This window comes from Echinicola vietnamensis DSM 17526, assembly GCF_000325705.1.
Taxonomy (GTDB): Bacteria; Bacteroidota; Bacteroidia; order Cytophagales; family Cyclobacteriaceae; genus Echinicola; species Echinicola vietnamensis.
On the sequence record NC_019904.1, the window covers coordinates 1,879,953 to 1,898,353 of the forward strand.

The window sequence follows — 18,401 nt, forward strand, 5'->3', positions numbered from 1 at the left end:
GGTGATATTTGGTTAGATTGTGACACATGATAATGTATACCAAGGCAATTGATTATGAGGAATATATTGAAAACCCGTAAAGGCAGGGAGGAGTTTTTCCTGAAGATGTATTATGAGTCATTTCCATCCGTCGCCCGCTATGTGAGTAGGCGAGGAGGTTCGATGGAGGATGCAAAGGATGTCTTTCAGGAAAGTTTGATGATCTATTACGAGCAGTTGGTAGCAGGAAAAAAGGTTCACGAGCATGAGGGGTATCTTTTTGGCGTAGCCAGGCATCTTTGGTACAAGCGTTTTCGTGAAGCTTCATCTTTGCCGCTTGTAGCAGATGAATCAGCGCTGTCACAGGTCACGGATAGTGAGCAGGACAAAGCAGACAAACCTTTGCACCTATTGAGCTTTCTCCAATCAGCAGGTGAAAAATGCATGGAGATGTTAAGGTCATTTTATTACGATCGACTTTCGATGGATGAAGTTGCCCACCGATATGGATATCGAACCACACGGTCTGCCACGGTGCAGAAATTTAAATGCCTGGAAAAAGTACGAGCACAAGTAAAAGATAAATCACTGACCTATGAGGACTTCACTACGTGAAATTAGGGAACTGGAAAGATTCATCCAGGGCATCTCCTTACCAGAAGAGCGGCTACTTATGGAAGCCAAAATGCAGCTGGATACCTCCATGCCCCAGAAAATTAACCGTCAGAAAATGGCTTATCAGCTCGTGCGTGACTATGGAAGGGAGAAATTACGGGAAGAAATTCGGAATGTCGAGCATGAGCTTTTTGAGGCTCCCCGACACCAAGGATTTAGAAAGCGAATTGTTAACCTCTTTAAAAGATAAAGGATGATTTCAGCAAATGCCTCACAGGTCGTCCCAATGGTGATCGACCAGAACGATTATAGCGGAAGGGCCTACAATATTTTCAGTTTATTGCTCAAGGAGCGGATCATTTTTTTGGGAAGTGCCATCAATGATCAAGTGGCCAATTTGGTGGTGGCCCAGCTACTGTTCCTGAACAGCCAAGACACCAAAAGGCCAATTAGCCTGTATATTCAGAGCCCTGGGGGGAGTGTCTATGCGGGGATGGCGATATATGATACGATCCAGATGATTTCGGCACCGGTGATCACGTTGGCAGTGGGGTTTACGGGAAGTATGGCGACGGCCTTGCTCACAAGTGGGGCAAAAGGCAAACGCCAAGCCCTGTCACATGCCACTATCCACATGCACCCTACCAGCGGAGGATCCAAAGGTTATACGGAAGATGTCAGGATAGCGACCAAGGAGCAGGAGCGTCTTCAGGTCCAGCTTTTTCATATTATTGGCAACAATATCGGCCATAAATGGCAGGAAATCGAGGAGTTGTTTCTCCGAGACCGTTATATGAGTGCGCCGGAAGCCAAAGAATATGGCTTGGTAGACGAGGTACTCGGAAACACAACGGATATTGTCCAACTGCAAAACATGCCTTTTGGGGTAAGGTTTTACGAGGACGTTTCATAATCAAGCATGGGGTTACTCGATAGGCAAAAGTCTTCAGACTTTTAAGCCCCCATGCCCAAGTCCCCGACTTGGGCATGGGGGGCAATTTTTCAATCTTCCAATCTTTTAATTTTCCAATCATCAATCCTCCACCAAATACCCCTTCAAGTCACAATCTTCCAATCCTTGGATGCCCTGCACTACAGCTTTAGCATTGTATTTGGCCCCGTCTAGAATGGTGTGGGTGTGGTCGGTGTCATTGAAGAAATGGGCCCTCACATAGTCCTCGCCAAGTTCGTCATAGCCATCGGCAATGATGTTGTTCAGGTCGATAAAGCAAGCTTCTCTGGCTTCTGCGGCCTGTTTAGCCCATAGGCCATAGCTGTCATTTGCACGGTTTACTTTTCCGTCTTTCCAGTTGTTTCTCGGGATGAGGGAGCAAACAATCGGTGTGGCTCCGGCTGCTTTGGTGGCGGTGATCATTTGTTTGAGGTATTGGCCATAACTGTAGACGGTTTCATATTGCTCCGTGATGGGGTTGTAGATTTCCTCTGCCGCCGTATCGGCACTTCGGATGGTCCCTCTGGCGCGATGGCTGTCATCCAGTGGGCTGCTATCATTATGGCCAAACTGCATGATGACATAATCGCCAGGTTCGAGTTGCTCGCGGACTTTTTCCCAAAGGCCATAGGTCTGGTACGTTCGGCTGCTGGTGCCGCCCAGTGCGTGGTTTTGGACTTTTATCCGATCCAGGTCAAAGTAAGGAGCCATATAATCACCCCAGCCCCAGAGCCCGCCAGCGCCATCACCTTGGCCGTTTTTGACCGTAGAGTCTCCGATCAAGTAGAGGGTTGGCTTGTCCTTGGAGAGATAGGCTTTTAGGGAGCAATCTTCCAGGGCCTTAATGCCCTGAACCACTGACCAAGCATTGATCCGTGCCCCGGCCTCGTTGGTATGGGTATGGTCTTTCTCGAAGAGGGAAGGCACCACCTGTGGCCCCCATTGATCGTATTGATCGGCGACGATGCTGTTGAGATCCACGAAATGGGCCCCGGTTTTACGGGCAATCTCCTTGGCCCATTTGCCGTAATCTTGGTCCGCCCGCTCCACTTCGCCATCTTGGAATTTATTTCTGGGGATCATCGAGCAGATGATGGGCGTGGCGCCTTTTGCCTTGGCTTCCGTCACAAATTTCTTCAGGTACCAGCCATAAGTATGCACCGTTTCCGCTGTTCCGTCCGGCCAGGTGAGATCGACCGTTTCCTCTCCAGTGCCGGGAAGCACCCCGCGATAACCCGCTCTGGTGGTGTCGGGTTTGCTGCCTTCATTGTGACCAAATTGCATCATGACAAAATCGCCGGGCTGAAGGGCATCCAGCACCCGTTGCCATCGGCCTTCCTTCACAAATGTCCGGGTACTTCTTCCCGCCATGGCCTGGTTACTAACTGCCAACTGCGAGCTGTCGAAGAAATCATCGATAAATGTCCCCCAGCCCCATTGTCCTGGGCCACCGTCCCCGCGGCTGTTACGGACAGTACTGTCCCCGATGATATAAAGGGTGTGTTTTTCTGCTTTCGGCGTAAAAGCCATCAACAATGTCCATAAGATGATGCCTGCCGAGAGTCCATATTTTAGGTTTTTCATGATTGAAATATCCGTTGATTTGGGTTTGCATTTTTGGCTGATCAGTTCAACCAAGAAATAAATCTACCTAAATGCGCCAAAATTTCTGTACTGTAGTATATGGGGATCAAATGCAAAGAGGAATGCATATGCTTTCCCAAGGGCAAGGCATCGCTACGTTGGAATGTGAGTAGCGCGATCTCTCACTTCTTTTGTCCAAAGCAAAGGTTTGCACAGCAATATCCCCTACAGTACAGCACAGGAATTTTTTGGTAATGCTTAATTTTATATTTTTAAATCAGTCATTGATATCAAAGACCCAAACTTTACCATATCATTTATGAACGTCCGACAAATACTTAAACCAGGGATGATCGGGGCATTGGGCCTCGCCATTGCCTGCTCTCCTCAAACACAAGAAGATCAAGCGGCCAGCACCGAACCCAAAGAAGTGCTTACCGATACCAATACTCCATTGCACTTGCTGCAGCCAGATTACCCGGTGCCGTATGGCTTTCCGGAAGAAAAAGAAGTGAAGGCTGTGATCGATCGGGTATATGAATACCTGGATTCCACCACTCCTACGGAGATACTGGACAAGGAAAACGGGGCTCCCCTTTCTGATTTCAGCAAAGTAGATGGAAATAGCGTGTTGAAGCAAGGTGACTTCAGGCTGTTGAGCTATGAGTGGGGCGTGACCTATTCCTCCATGTTATTGGCTGGAGAGGTGACCGGTGACCAGCGCTATACCGATTATACCAAGCAGCGTGTCAAGTTCATCGCAGATCTCTATCCACAGTTTAAAAAGGTGGATGGCAAAGCGCATGCACTGCATTCCGTGCTCTATCCAGGAGCCTTGGATGATGCCGGGGCCCTTTGTGCGTCATTTATCAAAACATCGATGACAGGAGTGGATGCTGATGTCCGGCCGGTGGTGGATAATTTTATGGATTATATCATGAACGGTCAGTTCCGTCTGGAGGATGGTACGTTGGCCAGGAATAGGCCCCTTAAGAATACCCTGTGGTTGGATGACCTTTACATGAGCGTACCGGCCATTGTGCAAATGGGCAAGCTGACCGGGGAGCAAAAATACTTTGACGAAGCCGTTCGGCAAATCAAGCTTTTTTCAGGCCGTATGTTCAACGAAGAAAAAGGTCTTTATATGCACGGATGGGTGCAAGGGATGGACGAGCATCCGCAATTCCACTGGGGACGTGCCAATGGTTGGGCAATCCTGACCAAAGTGGAAGTGCTGAATGCATTGCCTGAGGATCACCCGGGAAGGCCGTTTGTGTTGGACTTGCTCCAAAAACACATCAAGGGACTTGCCAAGCTGCAGTCTGGTTCAGGCTTTTGGCATCAATTGCTGGACAAAAGCGATTCTTACTTGGAGACTTCTGCGACAGCCATCTACACGTACTGTATCGCCAAAGCCGTCAATGAAGGCTGGGTAGATGACCAAGCTTATGCCCCCATGACGTTATTGGCCTGGAATGCCGTCAGCACCAAAGTAAATGACAAAGGCCAGGTTGAAGGGACTTGTGTCGGTACGGGAATGGGCTTTGATCCAGCGTTTTACTATCATCGTCCCATCAATCCTTATGCGGCCCATGGTTACGGTCCCGTCATCGCAGCAGGTGCAGAAGTAATCCGCATGCTCCAAATGCATGATTTCGAAATTAACGACAGTTCAGTACAACTGCTGGATGAGTCCTCAAAAGGCTAATAGTTGACCTTTCTGATAACGAAATGACAAGCCCTGTGGTGACCTACCACAGGGTTTTGTTGTTTTTAGGGAGCAGAGCCGTCGCTTGCAACGATCGACGGTTTTTGGATAGATTTGTCCGATCCAAGCATGGGCCAGCTTTTGGGGTGTTATCAAATTTCATCCTATTCTGAAACATTAAGCAGCCATAAGAAAGAAGGTTATGGGTTAATTTTGACCTAGATCAAACCAATGAACCCCATTCCCTATGTACCAATCAATTTATATCCTGCTGTTTTTACTTTTTGGCTGCAATACCACTTCAGATGGCAGCCCTGTTTCGGAACTGGTCGATGATGAAGGTGTCAGCCCCCTTTCGGTGGTGGGCACGCAACTGGTAGATGAGCATGGCGATTTGGTCTCGCTGCGAGGAGTGAGTTTTGGATGGCACAATTGGTGGCCAAGATTTTACAATGCGAATAGCGTAAAATGGTTAAAAAAAGACTGGCACGTCAATGTGGTCCGCGCGGCCATGGGAGTGGAGCCTGAAGACGGCTATTTGGAGCGTCCGGCATGGGGGATGGAGAAAGTAAAGGCGGTCGTGGAAGCGGCTATAGCGGAAGAAATTTATGTGATCATCGATTGGCATAGCCATCATATCCATTTGGAAGAAGCGAAGGAATTTTTTGTAAAAATGGCCACTAAATATGGAAATCATCCGAATGTGATTTATGAAATCTACAATGAACCGGAGGATGACACTTGGCCGGAAGTCAAGGCATACAGTGAGGAAGTGATCAAGGCTATCAGGAAAGTGGATGCCGATAATTTGATTTTGGTAGGATCTCCACATTGGGGTCAAGATGTGCATTTGGCCGCAGATGATCCCATTATCGGCCATGAAAACCTGATGTATACGCTGCACTTTTATGCTGCTACGCACAAGGAACCTTTAAGGAAACGTGCCGATTATGCTTTATCGAAAGGGCTGCCATTGTTTGTGTCAGAATGTGCATCCATGGAAGCTTCCGGGGATGGAAAAATCGATCAGGCTTCGTGGGAGGCTTGGTACACATGGATGGAGCAAAATGGCATCAGCTGGCTGACATGGTCAGTTTCAGACAAGGACGAGACCTGTTCCATGCTCCTTCCTTCCGCATCATCTTCAGGAGGTTGGGGAGATGGTGACCTAAAAGCATGGGCTACGCTTACCAAGCGATATTTATCTCAGCATCAATAATAAAAAAATCCTTTGGCAAAATATTAAGTGTAAATTTTACATTTTAAAATTTCATCTTTAAATTGCCTTTGATTATAGAAGGCTGATCACACGAGAGAGCAGTTGCTCTGATCAGTTGAATCATCGAAATAAGCATTATCAAACCTATTAACCTGTTGATCTGAGGCGGATTTGCAATCATCCCTGGGAGGTTTTTTAAAATCTCCCACATGCTATAATTGTTTAACTTAGCGAAATGGGAACTCAGGTTATTAAACCCCTAATTAGTTTCACCTCCTATCTGTAATTTTCGGATAGGAGGTTTTTTTATTTAGGTAAATGAAGGGAAGCTGAAAAGGGATCAAGCAATATTTCTGGGGGGATGATTTTCGACATGCTCTTCTGAAAGAAAATTTTACACCGCTAAAACGATGGTTTTCCTCCATCCGTACGAATGGGTTTTAGCAGGAAGTTGTGGGGAATAGGGCAGTCAATGCGGCTAAAACGGAAAACGTTGGTTGGGCTAATTTACCATGGGCTTCACCCATGGCTATGAATGTGCCGCCCCTTTGGGGCTATCTTTCGAGGTTACATCATACACCATACCGCGGATCAAGCAATATTGCTGAGGGCAGCTTTATTTAAAAGGATGCTATTTCATCTATGAACTGGATGAATCCAAGCGTTGCCGAAAAGCCCATTTCGTAGCCAAAGGTATGGGCGTCGTAAACTTTTAAGTCATGTAACCTACGGATAAAAGATTTGAACACAGATTTGCAACGCCTTAAGCATCCTATCAGTGTTCATCCGTGGCCAAATAGCCACCAAAGGTGACGAAGAACATATTTACCCATCTATTGATCATCAAGTCGGGGTTTACCAAACTTTTGAGCTAGGCTTTCAGCCTGAAAGGAAGAAATTATGAGGCCTGCACCCCAAGGCTTTGCCTTGGGCTAGCGTGATAAAAGGCTTTCAGCCTTCGGTTCTAGCATGGGATTCGGGGACTACCAATTTTTACTTAATGGCAAAACATTGGATAAATAAACATGCCACAACGCCCCAAAGGCACCAAGTGCACGTTGGTCCTGCATGGAAAGGAATGTAAAATTGCTTTTTGTCTTAGCGCCTCCTATGTTTGAATAATCTCCTAAATTTAAAGGAAAAAGTGGTGAGAGATGGGAGCGAATTTGCGCCTAAATAGCCATCACAGGTATATTCTCGCTAAGATATTGCCCCATCTCTTTCTTTCTCTTAGAGTTTAAACAGAATGTAAGGCATATCGTCATTTACCCGATATAGCAACAATAACCAAACTGGAGAAAAGACGGAGAGAGACATCCACTTGTTTAGTGTTAACCTTTTTCTCTTTTAACTATGAATGTACTAAAGCAAGTAATTGGAATTGATGTCGCCATGGGGGAATTGGTCTGCAATTTCAGCCTTCTAACTGATGAGCTCAAAATCAAGCTGAACTCCTGTGAGGTATTTAAAAACAAGCCAACCGGTTTTGTCAAATTACTCAAATGGGCTGAAAAACATAAGACTGCTGAGGGGGAGATCCTTTTTGTAATGGAAGCTACAGGTGTCTACCACGAAAAGCTTGCCCATTGGCTCCATGGCCAATCAAGAAAAGTGGCAATTGTGCTTCCCAATAAAATCAGCAATTATAGCAAGACACTTGATGTCAAGACCGTTACCGATAAAACTGCTGCTGAAGCGATAGCACGTTTTGGCCTGGAAAGACACCTTGAAACCTGGCTGCCCCCCAAACAGCTATTCAGGGAAATCAAACAGCTCACAAGGGAAAGAGAGCAGATCGTCGCCGAAAGGGTGGTGATCAAAAACCAGCTGCACGCAGAGAAGGTCCAGGCATTTCCAAACAAAAACTCGATTAAAAGACTGAATTCCAGGTTGAGATTGCTCAATAAACAGGAAGCCGAGATAAAAACCGAGATCAGACAGCTTATAAATCAAGATCAAAAAGTGAAACAGGATGTGGCCAATATGACCTCGATCCCAGGTGTTGGCGAACTTACCGCTGCCATAGTGTTGGCAGAAACCAACGGCTTTGAGCTGATCAAAAACAAAAGGCAATTAGCAAGTTATGCCGGTTTTGATGTAAAGGAAAAACAGTCTGGAATATCGGTAAAAGGCAAGCCCAAAATATCAAAAAAAGGAAACAGGTATCTCAGAAAAGCCGTGCATCTACCGGCCCTGTCAGCAGTGAAACACTGTGAACAATACAAAAACACCTATGCAAGATTAGTGGGCAGACATGGAATAAAAATGAAAGCTTTGGTTGCTGTCCAGAGAAAAATACTCGAACTAATGTATATCCTTTACAAAACCGAAACAGTTTTTGATCCGGATTATGAAGAAAAAAGAAAGGCCCCGCAAAACATCGCAGGACCTTTTGAATCTAGCTTAAGCTGATTTATATCCAAAGATAAAAAAATAAACTGTTTCTTGACATTTAACACAGAATCTTAGTGGCATACCATCCTTCCAATAGAAAAAGAGATCTATAGTCCCCAGAAATAAACCAAGTGTTAGTATGTGGTATGCATGATTTTTAGGGGATTTTCATCCTTTTTACCGGTGGCTTAACCCCAGCATATTTCCAGCTTCCAAAAAAGTTCCTCTTAAATGAGTGTTGGCAGGACACTTCATAACAGTTGTGTAGACAGGGGGTGTAGGATTTTTGTGGAAACCAGTCATGTTTATTTTGACATTATTGATGAGGGTAAAATAAGTTATCGGATATGATGTTTATGGCTTAAATTAAATTTTTTGTTACGTTTTTACCCTTATTTTTTACCAGTATAGTACAGTACAAGCCTTTTTTTATGGGAGGGTACATTCGTTCCCAACTTGCCCCTTATGGGCGAAATAGAAATCCTACAACTTCTTTGAGCAAGGAGGTTTTTTCCTGCCGAAATAAAATCGTTTTTAATCAATCAATATACAATGAGAAAAAAGCAAACCCCAAAAAACCGCATCAACACCAAAAAGTGGGTGTTGATGGCAATGGCTTTTGGAACGGTGGGAGCGAGTGGAGCGGGGATTTCCCCTGCGCTGGCTTCCGGGATGTCCAATCGTCTGGAGATGCGTGTTGATCAGCTAGAGAAGACCATTACAGGGACGGTGACCGCTGCGGCCACTGGAGAGACCCTTCCTGGTGTAAATATCCTGATCAAAGGTACTGGCAGTGGCACAGTAACTGATTTGGACGGAAACTTCACCTTGGAAGTTCCCAGTGATGAGACGGTACTGGTGGTGAGTTCCATCGGTTATGTGAAACAGGAAATTACGGTGGGTTCTCGGACCACGCTTGACATCGCGATGAGCGAAGATCTCCAACAATTGGGAGAGGTCGTTGTGGTCGGTTACGGTACACAAAAGAAGAGTGACATTACGGGGGCAATATCCCAGGTATCATCTGAAGAGCTGGAAGCCACGCCGATCCAGAATGCCCTTCAAGGGATCCAAGGCCGTGCGGCAGGGGTGGACATTGCCAGCAATGCCCGTCCGGGTGAAGTAGGCTCGATCCGAATTCGTGGTAGCCGTTCTATTGCCGGGGGCAATGACCCTTTGTACGTATTGGATGGGGTACCATTGCAGTCGGGCGGCATTGAGATGCTGAACCCTAATGACATCGAATCCATTGAGGTGTTGAAAGATGCCTCTGCATCGGCCATCTATGGTTCCCGAGCAGCCAATGGCGTGGTGTTGATCACTACGAAAAAAGGAAAAGACGGCCGTGCTCAGATCAACTTTGATGCATCCATGATGGTGCAAAACCTCAGGAACTTGGCAGATTATTACGATGCCGCAGGCTATGCCAACTATCGCAGGGATGCAGCCCGTGGTGCAGGAGCGTACGGCACAGCATATCCAAACCCACAAGATGATTTTGACTTTTTCGGCGCGGATGCCACCGCCTGGAACAATATCGCCAATGGCTATGACTGGGTGGACAGGGAAAACCTTATTCCTGCCATGCGTCCTACCACGGCTGCTGAACAGGAGATGTGGGGTGTTTCCGAGGTTCCCGCATATGATCCAAGCAGACTGGAAACGACAGACTGGACCGATTATGTGGAGCAGACGGGCATCACCCAGAATTATAACCTTAGCTCCAACTGGGGAAATGAAAAGACCAAAGCCTTTATTTCCGGTGGATATTTGGATCAGACCGGCACCAATGTCGGCCAAGATTACAAGCGATACAATGCCTTGGTGAACCTTGAGATCCAAGCGGTGGACTGGCTGAAACTTGGCGGCTCTATTAATGCCAGCTACAGCATCCAAAACTACGGGTATTCCGCAGGCGGTTCGAGGGGAAGTCGAACCATCTTTGAAGCCGCCTTGGGACAGCTACCTTTTGCGAAGCCTTACGATGCCAATGGCAATTATATCTTTAACCCGGGCGGGGATCCTAATATCGTCAACCCTATTCAGGATGGCGAATATGTGATCAACGAGCGTACCACCTTGCGGGCATTCGGTAGCTTCTTTGCAGAAGCAAAATTAGCCGAAGGCTTGAGGATTAAGACCATTTTTGGTCCGGATATCAGGAATTACCGAAATGGCCAGTTCCAAGCGGCACAGTCCAGTCTTCGAGGTGGAGGATCTGCTTCTTCGACCAATTATGCGCGATTGAGCCAAAGCCAAGCGTTTTCATGGACTTGGGAAAACTTGGTGTATTATGACAAGACCTTTGGCGATCACACCCTGAATGCGACCTTCCTGCAGAGTTCTTCTTACTGGAAGAGTGAAAACTCCGACATGACAGCTTCTGACCTTCCTTATGACAGTCAGTTGTGGTATAACCTTGGATCCACCAATCGCGGCGCACTGGATGGCTGGGGTTCCGGATTTTCCCAATATACCTTGATGTCTTATATGGCCCGGTTCAATTACTCTTATAAGGACCGATACCTGCTTACCCTGACTGGCCGGTCAGATGGAGCATCTGTCTTGAGTGAAGGAAATAAATGGGACTTTTTCCCATCGTTCTCCTTGGGATGGAAGATCCATGACGAGGCTTTTATGAGTGATGTGGATTGGGTAAACCAATTGAAATTGCGGATCGGCATGGGTACTGTGGGTAACCAAGCCGTGGCACCGTACAACACTGCAGGTGGACTGGTGCAAGTACCGTATGTTTTTGGTAGCGACCCAGCCAACGGTTATGTGACCGGAAATCCAAAAGGTTCTTCCCAAGGAGCGCTGCCAAACAGAAACCTTGGATGGGAAAAAACCAGACAATGGAACTTTGGGTTGGATTTTGGGCTGTGGAAAGACCGCCTTTACGGTAGTATCGAATACTATAATGCCGATACTTATGACCTGCTTTTGGATAAGACGCCAAACTCCGTTACCGGTTATAGCAATATAACCGTCAATGCCGGTAAAACCCGTAACAAAGGTGTGGAACTGACCTTGTCATCAGTCAATATTGATAAGAGCGATTTTAGTTGGATTACGGATTTCACCTTTTCCAGTAACCGCACCGAGATTGTAGAGTTGGAGAATGGAGCTGTGGATGACGTGAACAATCAGTGGTTTATCGGTAAGCCGATCAGTGTTTACTATGATTACAATAAAATCGGCATCTGGCAACAAAGTGATGCGGATCTATTGGCTCAATACAGCGAGAACGGGTCGGACTATGAGCCAGGTGATATCCGCGTGCAGGACGTCAATGGTGACAACCGAATCGATCCAAACAATGACCGTGTCATCTTAGGGCAGACGGCTCCTAAATGGACTGGTGGGATTACCAACACCTTTAATTATAAGAACTTTGAACTCTCGGCATTTGTGTATGCCCGATGGGGGAATTTAGTACAGGGTGGTGCTGTAGACATGTCCGGGAGGTATGCTTCCAGGATCATCGATTACTGGACACCGACCAATCCTACCAATGCTTATCCAAGAGCGGATTATAACAATGGTGGCCAGCCCATCCATTACAGTGCGATGAACTATCAAGACGGTTCCTTTGTGAAAGTTCGGTTTATTTCGCTGGGGTATACTTTCCCTCAAGACATTATCGGTAAATGGGGGATGAGCAATCTGAAGCTTTACACACAGGTGCAGAACCCGTTCCTGTTTTCAAAAACGGATTTTATAGATCCTGACAGCAGCTATCAGATCGGCGGTTCTAATCCAAGTGCGTCCAGCATCACGACCCGGAGCTTTGTGTTTGGTCTGAACATGACTTTCTAAACCCCTAAAACCTGAACATTATGAAAAAGAATATCTTAATCATAGCGTTGGCAGCTGGTAGCCTTTTCTCTTGCCAAGATTTTCTGCAGGAAGAAATGGTCGCTACCCTGACGCAAGAGCGATACAATTCCCCGGAAGGGATAGAAGAATTGGTGAATGGTGCCTATGAAGGGCTCCGTTTTCATCACAATTACGAGTGGTCTTACGCCTTGACCAATTACGGTACGGATGAGTTTACCAATGGTGGCGGTGTGAATCATGTGATGTACAATACCTATACTGGCTTGCTCAATCCAGCAGAAACGATGGATTTACGGCCACTTTGGGATAATATGTACGCACAAATCAACGTGTGCAATATCGGGATTCAGAATATTCCGGAGGTCTACACGGATCCCAATTCGGCAACCACTAGGGACACGCGTTTGGGCGAGGTCTTGTTCCTAAGGGGATTCAATTACCTGAAATTGGTAGAACAGTTTGGTGCTGTTCCCATGAAATTGACGCCTACCCAAGGTGATGAAGCCAATTTCCCTCGGGCCACAGTGGCCGAGAACGTGGCGCAGATCATCAGTGATTTGAGAAGGGCAGAAGAATTGCTGCCGCCTACCGCCGCGCAAGTGGGCCGGATTACCAAGTCTGCTGCTCAGCACTATTTAGCAAAGGCCTACCTTTTCAGGGCCAGTGAGCGAAATGCTGACATTGCCCAAGCCAATGACTTGGACAGCGCAGCGTACTTTGCTGAGGAGGTGATCAATAATTCTGGCCGATCGTTGGCACCAGATTATGCAGATATCTTCGAGTATACAGCCGTGAATGGGCCGAACGAGAACCTTTCAGAGATTATCCTGGCCTCTCAATTTGACAATAACCAAGCATTATTGGGCAGGTATGGCAATCAGACCCACATGTATTTTCTATCGATCTATCGGAATTTCCCAGGAATGACCAGGGACTTGGAAAATGGGCGTGAGTTTGACCGTCTCAAGCCGACCGATTTTGCGTTGGATAATTTTGACAGGGTAAATGACTCGAGGTTTTACAAGAGCATCAAGACCGCATACATTGCTTCTCAGAGCAGTGATAATATTCCTGAGTGGACGGCAGCCAATGCTCCAAGCCCTGACTTGGTAGGGCAGCCAAAATTTGCGGAGGGAGATACCGCAATTATTTATTTGGTGAATGAGGCCAATGATCAGCGCTTTACAGAGGATTATAAAGGTAGTTTTGCACCGCTTATGCTGGTAAGAAACACACCTGATGGAACCGATTGGGGGCTGAGCACCTACCCATCACTTTCCAAATACCTCGATCCTTTCCGTACCAATTTCAACGATGCCAAAGGTACGCGGGACGGTATTTTGGCCAGGCTTTCCGAGACGTATTTAATCGCCGCTGAAGCTTATGGCCGTATGGAAGATTATGGCCAAGCGTTGCAATATATCAATGAAGTCCGCCAGAGGGCTGCGTATCAAGCAGGAGAAGATAGGGGAAGGGTTTATCACCTTGCCGAACAGGTGCCATATGATGAAGAAGGAAGTACTGCAGCATCCATGACGGTAACTGAAGCGGTATTTACCCCTGGTACTTCGGAAGCTGCTACAGAGATCTACCCTGAAGGAGTAGGTTCTAAGGCGGATATGTTTGTTCACTTTATCCTGAATGAACGTGCCAGAGAACTCCTGGGTGAATTTCATCGCTGGGTAGACTTGTCCCGTACGGGTACGTTGTTGCAGCGAGCCAGGGCATTTAATCCTGAGGCAGCCGCCAATATTGCCGAAAGGCATATCCTAAGGCCTGTGCCACAGAGTTATTTGGATGCCTTGATCATCGATGGACAGCCATTGACTGCTGCGGAAAAGGATGCCATTCAAAACCCAGGATACTAAGAAAAGTAGCCATACGATTTTATCCATGAAGAAGTCGGTCCCTTAGGGGGCTGGCTTTTTTATTTTGCCTCATCTTCCAAGACAGGGCTTTTAAACATTAGCCTCCCAAAAAACACAGCGAAAATCAGATAGATAACGGCTACTCCCCACACCACAGGGCCTTTGGGGTAATCCGAAAACAAAAATTTGATCAAGGCCATGCCTCCTATCATAAAATGCCCAAAATTCCCGAGTATCAATGGCCGGTTATAAATCCCACCGATGAGGCCATTTTTCTGCATCCAATTCATGGCTCCAAAGGCAATGTACAATGCTCCCAGAAGTTGTAGCGATATTATGCTTACTGGTGACTGACCAGCGCCGATATGAAGGGCCAGCTCATTAGGTAAAAAAGTAAACCCGATCCCCAAGCCAAACATGAAAATGGCACTTGCCGTCATGATAAATTTTGTGTTCATTATAATGCTCTTTTGGTTGCTGAAGTGTCAAGGTAAAAACTTTTGGTTAGCCTTAAAAGTATGCTCCTCAGTATAGCACAGCACACTTTTGTGTAGTGTATTTTTTAATTTCACCCTTGAAATCAGCAGGAGAGAAAATGCCTGCTGTATGATAATGCTAACGAAAGCGTTCATACAAATGGGTTTATTTTAACGTTTAAAATGGGAGTGTTTTAAACGTTTAAAAACCCCGGGAATTTCTCCGGGGTTTTTTATTTTAGTTTTAATAATAAAATCATATGAGATGCATAAAGAAATCCCGGTATTCCTGTTGGCCATAATTTTGCTTGCCTCTTGTGATCAAAAGAAGGTAAATGTTCCAATCAACGAGGTGTCTGTTGAGGCTCCTTTTGAAATGCCCATGATCAAGGTGCCTGATTTTAGTGATATACAGCGATTTGTAATCACGGATTTTGGTGCTGAGGAAGATGATCAGCAAGCGACTTCACAAGCTATTGTGACGGCCATTTCTGCTGCAGTAGAGGCGGGTGGTGGTCGTATAGTGATTCCCGCAGGAGAGTGGCCAACTGGAAAGATCCACCTTAAAAGCAATATTAATATACATCTTGAAGAGGGGGCTACATTATTGTTTTCCGAGGATCCAAAAGATTATCTTCCAGCTGTAAAGACTACATGGGAAGGAATGGAGTGTTTTAACTATTCTCCGCTAATCTATGCATTTGATTGTGAAAATATTGCCATTACAGGTAAAGGTGAATTGAAGGCAAAAATGAATACGTGGAAAGTATGGTTTTCCAGGCCAAAAGCTCACATGGAAAGTCTCAAGAGGCTTTATAACTTGGCCGCAACGGACGTGCCGGTAGAAGAACGTAATTTTGTGAATGATTCCTCTAATTTTCGCCCTCAATTTATTCAGTTTAATCGCTGTGAAAAGGTATTGTTGGAGGGGGTGAAGATTACCAATAGCCCTTTTTGGGTAATTCATCCTTTTATGTCAAAAGATGTGGTCATCAGGGACGTACAAGTCTTTGCCCATGGCCATAACAATGATGGGGTCGACCCAGAAATGAGCCAAAATATGCTGATCGAAAACTGTATTTTTGATCAAGGTGATGATGCTATTGCAGTAAAATCAGGTAGAAACCAAGATGCATGGAGGCTGAACATGCCCACTAAAAATATCGTCATAAGAAATAGCTTGGTGAAAAATGGCCATCAGTTATTGGCTATTGGAAGTGAGCTTTCTGGTGGGGTGGAAAATGTATATATGGAAAATTGTGAAGTCCAGGAAGGGGCTAAGCTCAACCACTTGCTATATGTGAAAACAAATGAAAGAAGGGGAGGCTATGTCCGTAATGTTCATATGAAGAATATCCAATGCGGGAAAATTGATAAAGGGGTATTAGGTATTGAGACTGATGTGCTTTATCAATGGAGAGACTTGGTGCCAACTTATGAGCGGAGGTTGACTCCAATTGAAAATATTTATATGGAAAACGTCCGAGCTGCTGATGTGGCGTTTGTTTCTCGCATAAAAGCTGATCCTGAAAGTCCCGTAGAAGTAGTCCAATTAAAAAATATACAAGTCGAATCAATTCGTGACCAAAAAGTCATCAATGAAAATGTCAACGGCTTCCAGATGAAAGATTAAAAACACTTAAGCCAGCTTTTTATGAAAAAAGTCGATTGTCCTTTTCCAAGCTAGCGTGGCCGCTTCAGCATCATACCTAGGGGTAGTGTCATTGTGAAACCCATGGTTGGCATCCGGATAGGTAAATGCTTGATATTCTTTTCCATTGGCTTTTAGGGCCGTTTCGTATGCGGGCCAGCCGGCATTGACCCGCGTGTCGAGTTCACCGAAATGTAGTAAAAGTGGAGCTTCGATCTGCGGTACCAGTTCCTCCGGTGGTTGGCTGCCATAAAAGGGGACTGCAGCCTTTAGATCAGGGACTTTTACGGCCATCATGTTGGAGATCCAGCCACCAAAGCAAAAGCCTACCACACCAATGTTACCGTTACACTTGGGATGCTCTTTTAAATGGTCAAAGGCAGCTATAAAATCCTCCAGCATTTCATTTCGATCCCGCTTTCGCTGCATTTCCCTGCCATCATCGTCATTTCCAGGATACCCTCCCAAAGGCGATAAAGCATCGGGGGCGATGCTGATAAATCCAGCTTTGGCAGCCCTTCTGCCTACGTCGGCAATATAGGGATTAAGGCCCCTGTTTTCATGTACCACGATGATTCCAGGAAGCTTACCGGCTGCATCCACCGGATGAGAGAGTTGGCCTGAGATGCTGCCACCTCCTTTTTGGGATGCATAGGTGATGGTTTCTGTCTTTAATGATGGATCATTCTGCTTGATTTGAATATTGTCCCGGTAATTTGGCATCAAAAAACTGGTCAATGCACCAAGCGTGATCCCACCTACGGCATAGGTGGAAAGTTTTTCGATAAATTCACGTCGTTCCAATTTGTTATGGGCGTAGGCATCGTATAGGTCAAAAACCTCCTGTTTAACGTCTTTTTTGGACAGCTTTTTCTTCATGGCATGAGGGATAGGTTAAAACTACTGGAAATATAGTTGTGTTTTATTAATCAATAAGTTACGTAAAAAATCCTAGAGGTAAATCGAGAAAGGGTAGAAAATGTAGGGCTAAAACAAATCGGTTGAATTTTACGGGGCAAGCGCTCAGGATGACTATCGAGCTATATTTCCCTTAACTTAATAGCATTGAAGGGAGGGGAAACGGGCAGCGGGAAATCTGACATTCACATCCTTAACATTTGAAAAAATGTTAGGTTATCAAATGTTATGGGAAATTACGAGCTCCAAGGGCCAGCGGCACGGATGGATACTTACCCTGTAGGATCGTCCCCTTCCACGTACTGCCTAAGGCTTCAATTTTTGTAAGGCTTATTTGTGTCAATGGGAAGAACCTTTTTAGCGGCCATGGGGTCAATATACTGCTTTAAGTCTCGGAGGGAGACTACCTGAAAATGATTTTCTTTGAGGTATTCCAAATATTTTTCGAAAAGGGAAATCGGAGTGTTTACCCATGGATGCTCGATGTCCGGTACCCCGTGAATCGTCAGGACGACAATTTTTCCGTCTTTGGCTTCACCAAGTGCAGCCATAATTTCTTCTTCGTTCTCTGATGTGGTAGCCCAACTCGGAATAAGGAAAGGGTGATCGCTTAGTGGGTCATAAGCCCTTTTCCCACCGGCTCTTGCAAATTCGTAGGCCTTTTCTTCCAACAGCTCAAAGCATGTTTCACTGATAGCATAAGCAGGGTAGGCAAAGCTTTTGGGCAATGGTATGTCCATCGCTGCACACTTTTCTTCTATGTATTCTAACTCTCCGTGTGTCTGCTGTTTGGTCAATTCATTGACATGGGCATGTGTATGCGTGTGGTTGGCCACTTCGAATCCCATGCGGTGCAGTGCCTGCATCTGGCGCCAGTTCATATATTTGGTCGTGTCCGCGAAATTTGGGGGAAATTCACAGACAAAAAATGTCGCCCCAAAGCCATGTTCTTGGAGCAATGGTGCCACCACCGAGTAATGGCTGGCGGGAGCATCATCAAAAGTGAGGACCACTAACTTGTCCGGAATGGGCTGTTTTAGGATTTGGCTGTGTGCTGTGCCAGACCAGAGGATTACCGCCAGCAATAGCAGCATCCATTTCTTTAAGCGGCACGCCCTACGGTCACCTGCCGAATGTGGTTGGTTTTGGCAAGCCAAAAATCCCTTTATAGTCACGCTAGTTGTCATGTAGAATTCC

General features: G+C 46.0%; 13 protein-coding genes. 9 read left to right on the forward strand and 4 right to left on the reverse strand.

What is annotated here, in order from left to right:
* The first annotated feature begins 54 nt into the window (after window positions 1-54).
* The 3 genes from ECHVI_RS07990 to ECHVI_RS08000 are packed head-to-tail and all read left to right on the forward strand — an operon-like array spanning window position 55 to window position 1,507.
* Window positions 55-594: an RNA polymerase sigma factor gene (locus tag ECHVI_RS07990; protein WP_015265455.1), complete on the forward strand. Its 540-nt coding sequence runs from the start codon at window positions 55-57 to the stop codon at window positions 592-594.
* On the forward strand, window positions 575-844 hold the full coding sequence (locus tag ECHVI_RS07995) for a hypothetical protein (RefSeq protein ID WP_015265456.1): 270 nt from the start codon (window positions 575-577) through the stop codon (window positions 842-844). The genes ECHVI_RS07990 and ECHVI_RS07995 overlap by 20 nt, the downstream gene beginning before the upstream one ends.
* 3 nt (window positions 845-847) lie before the next feature.
* A complete protein-coding gene (locus tag ECHVI_RS08000) occupies window positions 848-1,507 on the forward strand; it encodes a ClpP family protease (RefSeq protein ID WP_015265457.1) in 660 nt (219 codons plus the stop codon).
* Window positions 1,508-1,627: 120 nt separating this feature from the next.
* On the opposite strand, the gene ECHVI_RS08005 is transcribed toward ECHVI_RS08000, so the two are convergent.
* The gene (locus ECHVI_RS08005) at window positions 1,628-3,130 is read right to left on the reverse strand and encodes a rhamnogalacturonan acetylesterase (protein ID WP_015265458.1); all 1,503 of its coding nucleotides are present in this window, start codon (window positions 3,128-3,130) and stop codon (window positions 1,628-1,630) included.
* Window positions 3,131-3,449: 319 nt separating this feature from the next.
* On the opposite strand from ECHVI_RS08005, the gene ECHVI_RS08010 reads away from it, so the two are divergent.
* From ECHVI_RS08010 to ECHVI_RS08030, 5 genes are all read left to right on the forward strand, one after another.
* The gene (locus tag ECHVI_RS08010) at window positions 3,450-4,838 is read left to right on the forward strand and encodes a glycoside hydrolase family 88/105 protein (protein ID WP_157501303.1); all 1,389 of its coding nucleotides are present in this window, start codon (window positions 3,450-3,452) and stop codon (window positions 4,836-4,838) included.
* A gap of 247 nt (window positions 4,839-5,085) precedes the next feature.
* A complete protein-coding gene (locus tag ECHVI_RS08015; RefSeq protein ID WP_015265460.1) occupies window positions 5,086-6,057 on the forward strand; it encodes a glycoside hydrolase family 5 protein in 972 nt (323 codons plus the stop codon).
* Between the two features lie 1,353 nt (window positions 6,058-7,410).
* Entirely contained in the window at window positions 7,411-8,469 is a 1,059-nt protein-coding gene (locus tag ECHVI_RS08020; RefSeq protein WP_015264493.1) for an IS110 family RNA-guided transposase, read from the forward strand.
* A 534-nt stretch (window positions 8,470-9,003) separates the two neighbouring features.
* Window positions 9,004-12,270 (forward strand): SusC/RagA family TonB-linked outer membrane protein, encoded by a 3,267-nt coding sequence (locus ECHVI_RS08025; RefSeq protein ID WP_015265462.1) that lies wholly within the window; start codon window positions 9,004-9,006, stop codon window positions 12,268-12,270.
* A 20-nt stretch (window positions 12,271-12,290) separates the two neighbouring features.
* Entirely contained in the window at window positions 12,291-14,159 is a 1,869-nt protein-coding gene (locus tag ECHVI_RS08030; protein ID WP_015265463.1) for a RagB/SusD family nutrient uptake outer membrane protein, read from the forward strand.
* 59 nt (window positions 14,160-14,218) lie between these two features.
* Here the strand turns inward: ECHVI_RS08030 and ECHVI_RS08035 are convergent, their stop codons facing one another.
* Entirely contained in the window at window positions 14,219-14,617 is a 399-nt protein-coding gene (locus tag ECHVI_RS08035) for a hypothetical protein (RefSeq protein ID WP_015265464.1), read from the reverse strand.
* 283 nt (window positions 14,618-14,900) lie between these two features.
* Here ECHVI_RS08035 and ECHVI_RS08040 point away from each other — a divergent pair, with 283 nt between their 5' ends.
* On the forward strand, window positions 14,901-16,268 hold the full coding sequence (locus ECHVI_RS08040) for a glycoside hydrolase family 28 protein (RefSeq protein WP_015265466.1): 1,368 nt from the start codon (window positions 14,901-14,903) through the stop codon (window positions 16,266-16,268).
* 6 nt (window positions 16,269-16,274) lie between these two features.
* Here the strand turns inward: ECHVI_RS08040 and ECHVI_RS08045 are convergent, their stop codons facing one another.
* Entirely contained in the window at window positions 16,275-17,165 is an 891-nt protein-coding gene (locus ECHVI_RS08045; RefSeq protein WP_015265467.1) for a dienelactone hydrolase family protein, read from the reverse strand.
* 353 nt (window positions 17,166-17,518) lie between these two features.
* Window positions 17,519-18,391 (reverse strand): polysaccharide deacetylase family protein, encoded by an 873-nt coding sequence (locus tag ECHVI_RS08050; protein WP_015265468.1) that lies wholly within the window; start codon window positions 18,389-18,391, stop codon window positions 17,519-17,521.
* Window positions 18,392-18,401: the final 10 nt, after the last annotated feature.

Coding starts and splice junctions, on each gene's coding strand:
- ECHVI_RS07990 (WP_015265455.1), top strand. CDS start 55: ATGAGGAATATATTGAAAACCCGTAAAGGCAGGGAGGAGTTTTTCCTG.
- ECHVI_RS07995 (WP_015265456.1), top strand. CDS start 575: ATGAGGACTTCACTACGTGAAATTAGGGAACTGGAAAGATTCATCCAG.
- ECHVI_RS08000 (WP_015265457.1), top strand. CDS start 848: ATGATTTCAGCAAATGCCTCACAGGTCGTCCCAATGGTGATCGACCAG.
- ECHVI_RS08005 (WP_015265458.1), bottom strand. CDS start 3,130: ATGAAAAACCTAAAATATGGACTCTCGGCAGGCATCATCTTATGGACA.
- ECHVI_RS08010 (WP_157501303.1), top strand. CDS start 3,450: ATGAACGTCCGACAAATACTTAAACCAGGGATGATCGGGGCATTGGGC.
- ECHVI_RS08015 (WP_015265460.1), top strand. CDS start 5,086: ATGTACCAATCAATTTATATCCTGCTGTTTTTACTTTTTGGCTGCAAT.
- ECHVI_RS08020 (WP_015264493.1), top strand. CDS start 7,411: ATGAATGTACTAAAGCAAGTAATTGGAATTGATGTCGCCATGGGGGAA.
- ECHVI_RS08025 (WP_015265462.1), top strand. CDS start 9,004: ATGAGAAAAAAGCAAACCCCAAAAAACCGCATCAACACCAAAAAGTGG.
- ECHVI_RS08030 (WP_015265463.1), top strand. CDS start 12,291: ATGAAAAAGAATATCTTAATCATAGCGTTGGCAGCTGGTAGCCTTTTC.
- ECHVI_RS08035 (WP_015265464.1), bottom strand. CDS start 14,617: ATGAACACAAAATTTATCATGACGGCAAGTGCCATTTTCATGTTTGGC.
- ECHVI_RS08040 (WP_015265466.1), top strand. CDS start 14,901: ATGCATAAAGAAATCCCGGTATTCCTGTTGGCCATAATTTTGCTTGCC.
- ECHVI_RS08045 (WP_015265467.1), bottom strand. CDS start 17,165: ATGAAGAAAAAGCTGTCCAAAAAAGACGTTAAACAGGAGGTTTTTGAC.
- ECHVI_RS08050 (WP_015265468.1), bottom strand. CDS start 18,391: ATGACAACTAGCGTGACTATAAAGGGATTTTTGGCTTGCCAAAACCAA.